Below are 6,624 nucleotides of genomic sequence, written 5' to 3'. Positions count from 1 at the left end.
CCGGGGACCCTCGATCCGGCCAGCGGACAGTACTACCTCCACCTCTTTGCCCGGGAGCAGCCGGACCTGAACTGGGAGAATCCCGAGGTCCGCGCCGCCGTGTACGACATGATGAACTGGTGGCTCGACCGCGGCGTCGACGGCTTCCGGATGGACGTCATCAACTTTCTATCCAAGACCCTGCCGCTGGCCGACGGCGCCGTCCCGCCCGGGCACCTGTGGGGCGACGGCGGACCCCAGTTCATGTCCGGCCCGCGGATCCACGAATTCCTCGCCGAGATGCACCAGGAGGTCTTCGCCGGCCGGGAGTCCGAGCTGATCACCGTGGGGGAGATGCCCGGGGTCACCGTGGAGGAAGCCCGGCTGTTCACCGACCCCGCCCGCGCCGAGGTGGACATGGTCTTCCAGTTCGAACACGTCAGCCTCGACCAGGGCCCCGGCGGCAAGTGGGACTACCGGGGGCTCGACCTGCGCGACCTGAAGACCTCCTGGAACCGGTGGCAGAAGGGCCTGGCGGACACGGGCTGGAACAGCCTCTACCTCGACAACCACGACCAGCCCCGCCTGGTGTCGCGCTTCGGCGACGACGGCGCCTACCGCTACGAATCCGCGACGCTGTGGGCGGCCCTGCTGCACCTTCACCGCGGCACCCCCTACATCTACCAGGGCGAAGAACTGGGCATGACCAATGTGCCCTTCACCTCGATCGAGGACTTCCGGGACGTCGAATCCCTCAACTGGTACGAGGAGGCGACGATGAAGCTCGGCCGGGACCCGCAGGACGTCCTGGCCGCCCTGCGCAGGATGAGCCGGGACAACGCGCGCACACCCGTTCAGTGGACGGGCGGGGTCAACGCCGGATTCACCACCGGCAGACCCTGGATGGCCGTGAATCCGAACTATCCCACCGTCAACGCCGAACTCGACCGCTCCTCCCCGCGCTCGGTCTACCGGTTCTATCAGCGGCTGATCGCCCTGCGGCACGGCAGCGCGGTGGTGCAGCGGGGACGCTTCGAGCTCGAGCAGGCCGACCACCCGGTGCTCTACGCGTTCACCCGGACGCTGGACGGCGCCGTGCTCCGGGTACTTGGGAACGTCTCGGGGGAGCCCCTCGGGCTTCCGCCCGGGCTCGGCCGCGGCACGCTGCTGCTTGGGAACTACGGCGACGACGACGCCCGCACCGCCCGGGACGGCAGCCCGCGGGACGCCGCGGGGCCCGGCGGAGCCGACGGGGCCCCGGCCATGGAGCAGGACACCCTGCGCCCCTGGGAGGCGCGCGTCCTCGACGTGTCCTGACGGACGCCCCGGCTACCGCTCGTTGATGAGGGTGGAGGAGTACAGCTCGAGCAGCGCCGGCATCCCGCCTTCCTTCATGGCCCGGCGCTGGCGCTCGGCGCCGGTTCCCTGCTCCCAGACCGTCGCCAGGCCCGCCTGCACCCAGGCAGTGTCTCCCGCGTCGTCGAGGGCGGGGCCGACGTAGTCGAGCAGGCGTGCCATCTGGGCGCGGGCGGGCGTGAGCGTGCCGGTGCGCAGGTCCACCGAGTCGCCGGTGAGTCCGTCCCGGGCGGCCTGCCACAGGGCGGCGTCAAGCAGTTCGGGATGCGGGTCGAGGAAGCGGGTGTCGGCGTCGGCCTCGGCGACGGCGGTGGTGACCAGGGCGCGGATGAGCGCTCCGAGAAGCACCGAGTCCTGCGCCTCGAGCTGGACGTCCCCGGCACGGACCTCAAGGGTCGGGTAGCGGTCGGACAGGCGCGCCACCCAGGTCAGCACCCCACGGTCGATGATCGCACCGGTGGCCACGAGCCGCTTGATGCGCCGCTCGTAGTCGGCGGCATCCTCGAACACCGGCGGCACCCCCTGGACCGGCCACCTGCGGTAATGGACGAGTCGCCAGCTGCCGAATCCGCTGTCCCGGTCGAGCCAGAACGGGGAATTGGTGCTCAGCGCGGTGACAATGGGGATCCACGGGCGGATCCGGTTCAGGGCCTGCACCCCGGTCTCCTTGTCCGGAATGCCGACGTGCACGTGCAGCCCGTTGACGAACTGGTCGCCGACGATTCCGGGGGCGCTGGCCTTCAGCTCGTGGTAGCGCTGCTTGTCGGTCAGCTGCGGGTATTCCTGCTCGATGCGCGGGGCGGTGGCGGTCGCCGCGGCGAGCACCCCGTACTCGCGGGCCGCGGCGTTGAGCTGGCGCCGGAAGTTCAGCAGGGACTCCTCGGCCTCGGTCAGGGTGCTGCACACCGGCGTCGCGGTTTCGATCTGGCAGCTGAGCAGTTCCCGCTGGATGTCGTCCGGGTCGATCTCCGGAGTCAGTTCGAGCCGTTCCTGGATGTCCGTGGCGCGGTGGACGGGCAGGCCCGAGGCCGGGTCCACCAGCAGGTACTCCTCTTCAAGGCCAAGAGTGGTCATGGGGCGGCTCCGGGGTCGTGGGGTGCGGTCGTGACGCGGCATTTCCTGACCAGTCTAAGGACACCGGGCACGCCAACCGGAAACGCGATCGGAAACCGGTCCGGTCAGCCCGCCGCGGCCGGCATGACGCAGCCGGGGTGGGGCTCGAGGGTTTCAACCCACAGGGCCTGCGCCAGGGCGTCGCTGACCTCCACCGCGGCCGGGCCCGCCACGGTGTCGAACACGACGGCCAGTGCCCCGCCGAACGGCCGGTGGCCGGTGACCGTCAGCGGAACGTCAAGGCCCACGGACCTGCCGCTGAGGTAGCGCAGCACCTCCGGGTCGTCGTCGCTCACCCGGGCCAGGCGGGCGCGGTGCCCGTCGTCGAGCGTGGCGATGGGAAAGGCCGCCGGAAGGCGGATGTGCCCATCGGCCGTGGGAATCGGATCGCCGTGCGGGTCGCGGTGGGGATGCCCCAGCTTGGCGTCGAGGCGTTCGATGAAGGCGTCCGAGACGGTGTGCTCGAGCACCTCGGCCTCGTCGTGCACCTCGTCCCAGCGGTAGCCGAGCTCCTGCACGAGGAACGTTTCGAGAAGCCGGTGCCGGCGCACCATGGCCAGGGCGAGCCGGCGTCCCTCCGGAGTGAGCCGGATGGGGCCGTATTTTTCCCGCTCCGCCAGGCCCAGGTCCACGAGCTTGCCGACCATCTCGGTCACCGAGGAGGCCGCGATGGACAACCGCCCGGCCAGCTGCGACGCCGTGATGGGCTTGTCCTGCCACTCGGTGAAGGCGTAGACGGTCTTGACGTAGTCCTGGACGCTCGCCGAACCGATGCTCAGGGCCGGGGTGTTCCTCGGCCCCATTCAGGACACCGCCCCGGCCGGTGCGTCTCCGACGTGGGCGGAGGGGGAACGCCGACGGCTGCGGCGCACGCGGAGACGCTGCCAGAGCACACCGTTGGGCCGGGCCACCAGGTACACCACGGTAAAGACGAGGGACTGGGCAAGGACGACGGCGGCGCCGGTGGAGATGTCGAGGTAGTAGCTGGCGTAGATTCCGGCGAGGGAGGCGGCGACCGTAATGCCGACGGCCAGGACCAGCATGCGGTCGAAGCTGCGGGTCAGGAGGAACGCCGTGGCGCCGGGGGTGATGAGCATGGCGACCACGAGGATGATGCCCACCGCCTGCAGGCCCACCACCACGCTGAGCGCGAGCAGGCCCAGCAGCAGCGCCGAGAGGAACTTGGTGTTGAGCCCGATCACGTGGGCATGGGTGCGGTCGAAGGCCAGCAGGGTCAGGTCGCGGCGCTTGAACAGCACCACCGCGAGGGTCACGGCGCCGAGGATGAGCACCTGCCACAGTTCGCCGTCGGTCACCCCGAGCACATTGCCGAACAGGATGTGGAGCAGGTCGATCTGCGAGGGGGTGCTGGAGACAATGGCCAGCCCCGCGGCGAACAGGGCAGTGAACACCACGCCGATCACCGTGTCGGGTTTGAGCTTCGTCGTGGAGCGCACCACCCCGATCAGCGCGACGGCGCCGGCCCCGAAGACGAACGCGCCGATGGAGAACGGAATCCCGACGATGTAGGCCAGGGCCACCCCGGGCAGGACCGCGTGCGAGACGGCATCACCCATCAGCGACCAGCCCATCAGGATCAGCCAGCAGGACAGGACGGCGGACACCACGGCCGCCGCGACGGTCACGATCAGGGCCCGGGTCAGGAACCCGTACTGCAGGGGCTCGGTGAGCCAGTTCAGAAGGTCCATCTCAGGGCTCCCGGATTTCGAGGGCGCCGCCGAAGGCAAGCGCGAGGTTGCTGGGGGTGAGCACGTCCGAGGGCCGGCCCCGGGCGAGGACCCGGTTGTGGAGCAGGACGGCCGAGTCGCACAGCTGGGAGACCCCGGCGAGATCGTGGGTGGACATCAGCACCGACCGGCCCTCGTCGCGCAGTTCCTTCAGGAGCACGGTCAGGGTTGCCTCGCTGGAGCGGTCAACCCCGGCAAAGGGCTCATCGAGCAGCAGCAGCTTGGCGTCCTGGGCGATGCTGCGGGCAACAAACGCGCGCTTGCGCTGCCCCCCGGAGAGTTCGCCGATCTGCCGGCGGCGGAGCCCGGCCAGGCCCACCCGCTCCAGGGCGGCGTCGACGGCCGCCCGGTCGACGGCCGAGGCACGCCGGGAGGGACCCATGAGGCCGTAGCGCCCCATGCCGACGACGTCGGCGACGGACACCGGGAAGTCCCAGTCGACGTCCTCGGCCTGGGGTACGTAGGCGACCAGGCCGCGCTGGCGGGCCTCCCGGCTGGTGCGCCCGTACAGCTCAACGGTGCCGGCTGCCGGCACGAGCAGCCCCATGAGGGCCTTGAAGAGCGTCGACTTGCCCGACCCGTTGACCCCGACGAGGCCGCAGATGCTTCCCGTTTCCACACTCACGCCCACCCCGTCGAGGGCCCGCACGTCGTTGTAGCTCACGGTGAGGTTGGTGGCCCGCAGGGCCGGCGGGGCGGCGGAAAGGGTGCTCATCCGGAAAGTCCTTTGGTGATCAGGGAGATGTCGTAGCGCAGCAGGTCCACGAAGGTCGGAACCGGACCATCCGGGCCGGAGAGGGAATCGACATACAGAGGCCCTTCGAGGCTCACGCCGGTGGCGGCGGCGACCTGCTCCTGTGCGGAGGGGTTCACCGTGGATTCGCAGAAGACCGCCGGGATGTCATGGCGGGAGACGAAGTCGATGACCGCGCGGATCTGCCGGGGCGTGCCCTCGGCGTCGGCGTTCACCGGCCAGATGAACGCCTCCTTGAGCCCGGCGTCGCGGGCGAGGTAGGAAAAGGCGCCCTCGCAGGTCACCAGGGCCGCGCCCTCGGTGCTCCGGGCACCGGCCCGCAGGGTCTCCAGCAGGGCCTGCAGTTCGGCCTTGAGGGCCGCCCCGTTGGCCTCGAAGGCCGCCGCGTGCTCCGGGCTGAGGTCCGAGAGCGCCCGGACCGTGTTGTCGACGTAGGTCTGGGCCGCGAGCGGAGACATCCATGCGTGCGGATTCGCGAGGCCGCGGTAGTCACCGGAGCGGATGTCCACGGGTTCGACGCCGTCGGAGAGCACCACGTGGGGGGCGTCGACGGAGAGCAGGAAACGCTCGAACCAGCGCTCGAGGCCGAGCCCGTTGTCGAGGATGAGATCGGCGTCCTGGGCGCGGATGAGGTCCGACGGCGTCGGCTCGTAGCCGTGGATCTCGGCGCCGACCTTGGTGACCGACTCCACCCGGACGTGCCCGCCGCCAACCTCGTCGACGAGGTCGGCGAGCACGGTGAAGGTGGTCAGGACGACGGGCCGGTCGTCCGAGACTGCGGCGGGTTCCGGTGCCGGCACACTGGCGCAGCCGGTGAGGACGAGGCCTCCACACAGCAGCAGGCCCGTAAGGAATTTCGGCATACCTAAATATAGGGCTTCGGCGACCCGTAATGCTATTGGGAGGCGGTGTGGGTCCGAGCCCGCCAGGCGTAGGTGAAGTACGGCAGGGAGATGACCGCGTCCGTCGGAAATGCCAGGTAGTCGTGGAGGTACCACCGGAGGTTCCCCTCGAGCCGGGCCCGGGCGGCCTCGGAGGCGCGCTGGTAATAGCTGCGGGACTTCGCCAGGTCGACCACGCCGGCAGCGTCGAGCTCCTGGGTCCAGCGCACCCTCAGCGGTTCGGGCGGTGTGAAGAGCGGCCCGAAGTCGGGCCGGTACCCGGGGGAGTAGACGTCACCGGCGTGCATGATGCGCGAAAGCCTATGGACCCAGGGCAGGCCGACGTCGAGCTGGTTCCACAGCACCCCGAGCGTGCCGCCCGGCACGAGGATGCGGGCCGCCTCCGCCGCGGCGGCCGCGGGATCGACCCAGTGCCAGGCCTGGGCGACGGTGACAAGGTCCACCGAGGCACCGGGCAGGCCGGTGGACTCTGCGGTCCCGGTGAGCACGGCCGCACCGGGCAGGCGGGAGGCCAGCACGGAGAGCATGTCCGCGGAGGGGTCGACGGCGGTCACGGTGAGCCCGTGGTCGAGCAGCATGCGGGTGAAGATCCCGGTGCCGGCACCGAGGTCGGCGGCGGCGGCGGCGCCCGGCGGCACCAGCCACTCCACGACCTGCCCGGGGTAGGACGGGCGGACCCGGTCGTAGCGGCCGGCGCCGGTGAGGTACCCGGCGGCCAGCGAGCGCCGGCGGCCGGGGTCCATCCGGGGTCCGCTGCGCGCCGGTGCGGGCC

Annotated in this window: 7 protein-coding genes; 1 reads left to right on the top strand and 6 read right to left on the bottom strand. The window is 70.7% G+C overall.

Annotation, left to right across the window (positions count from 1 at the left end; all coding sequences use genetic code 11):
- Window positions 1-1,296: alpha-amylase family glycosyl hydrolase (locus QZX79_RS14740; RefSeq protein WP_294569347.1), on the top strand; the 1,296-nt coding region annotated here is incomplete at its 5' end.
- Window positions 1,297-1,308: 12 nt separating this feature from the next.
- On the opposite strand, the gene QZX79_RS14735 is transcribed toward QZX79_RS14740, so the two are convergent.
- The 6 genes from QZX79_RS14735 to QZX79_RS14710 form a co-directional block, all read right to left on the bottom strand.
- Window positions 1,309-2,409 (bottom strand): glutamate--cysteine ligase, encoded by a 1,101-nt coding sequence (locus QZX79_RS14735; RefSeq protein ID WP_294569345.1) that lies wholly within the window; start codon window positions 2,407-2,409, stop codon window positions 1,309-1,311.
- 104 nt (window positions 2,410-2,513) lie between these two features.
- Window positions 2,514-3,251, bottom strand: coding sequence for a metal-dependent transcriptional regulator (locus tag QZX79_RS14730; RefSeq protein WP_294569343.1), 738 nt, complete (start codon window positions 3,249-3,251; stop codon window positions 2,514-2,516).
- Window positions 3,252-4,157 carry a metal ABC transporter permease gene (locus tag QZX79_RS14725; protein ID WP_294569341.1) on the bottom strand — a complete coding sequence of 302 codons (906 nt, stop codon included), beginning with the start codon at window positions 4,155-4,157 and terminating at the stop codon, window positions 3,252-3,254.
- 1 nt (window position 4,158) lies between these two features.
- Complete coding sequence (locus QZX79_RS14720) at window positions 4,159-4,911, bottom strand: metal ABC transporter ATP-binding protein (protein ID WP_294569339.1); 753 nt, start codon at window positions 4,909-4,911, stop codon at window positions 4,159-4,161.
- Window positions 4,908-5,813, bottom strand: a complete 906-nt coding sequence (locus tag QZX79_RS14715; protein ID WP_294569337.1) for a metal ABC transporter solute-binding protein, Zn/Mn family — start codon at window positions 5,811-5,813, stop codon at window positions 4,908-4,910. The genes QZX79_RS14720 and QZX79_RS14715 overlap by 4 nt, the downstream gene beginning before the upstream one ends.
- Before the next feature lie 32 nt (window positions 5,814-5,845).
- Window positions 5,846-6,595, bottom strand: a complete 750-nt coding sequence (locus QZX79_RS14710; protein ID WP_294569335.1) for a class I SAM-dependent methyltransferase — start codon at window positions 6,593-6,595, stop codon at window positions 5,846-5,848.
- Between the last annotated feature and the right edge of the window lie 29 nt (window positions 6,596-6,624).

The sequence above is a fragment of the uncultured Arthrobacter sp. genome (assembly GCF_902805515.1).
Taxonomy (GTDB): Bacteria; Actinomycetota; Actinomycetes; order Actinomycetales; family Micrococcaceae; genus Arthrobacter_D.
This window is presented reverse-complemented; position numbering and strand designations above follow the sequence as displayed.

Bases quoted from the DNA above. Each gene is read 5' to 3' on its own strand.
- QZX79_RS14735 (WP_294569345.1), bottom strand. From the start codon at position 2,409: ATGACCACTCTTGGCCTTGAAGAGGAGTACCTGCTGGTGGACCCGGCC.
- QZX79_RS14730 (WP_294569343.1), bottom strand. From the start codon at position 3,251: ATGGGGCCGAGGAACACCCCGGCCCTGAGCATCGGTTCGGCGAGCGTC.
- QZX79_RS14725 (WP_294569341.1), bottom strand. From the start codon at position 4,157: ATGGACCTTCTGAACTGGCTCACCGAGCCCCTGCAGTACGGGTTCCTG.
- QZX79_RS14720 (WP_294569339.1), bottom strand. From the start codon at position 4,911: ATGAGCACCCTTTCCGCCGCCCCGCCGGCCCTGCGGGCCACCAACCTC.
- QZX79_RS14715 (WP_294569337.1), bottom strand. From the start codon at position 5,813: ATGCCGAAATTCCTTACGGGCCTGCTGCTGTGTGGAGGCCTCGTCCTC.
- QZX79_RS14710 (WP_294569335.1), bottom strand. From the start codon at position 6,595: ATGGACCCCGGCCGCCGGCGCTCGCTGGCCGCCGGGTACCTCACCGGC.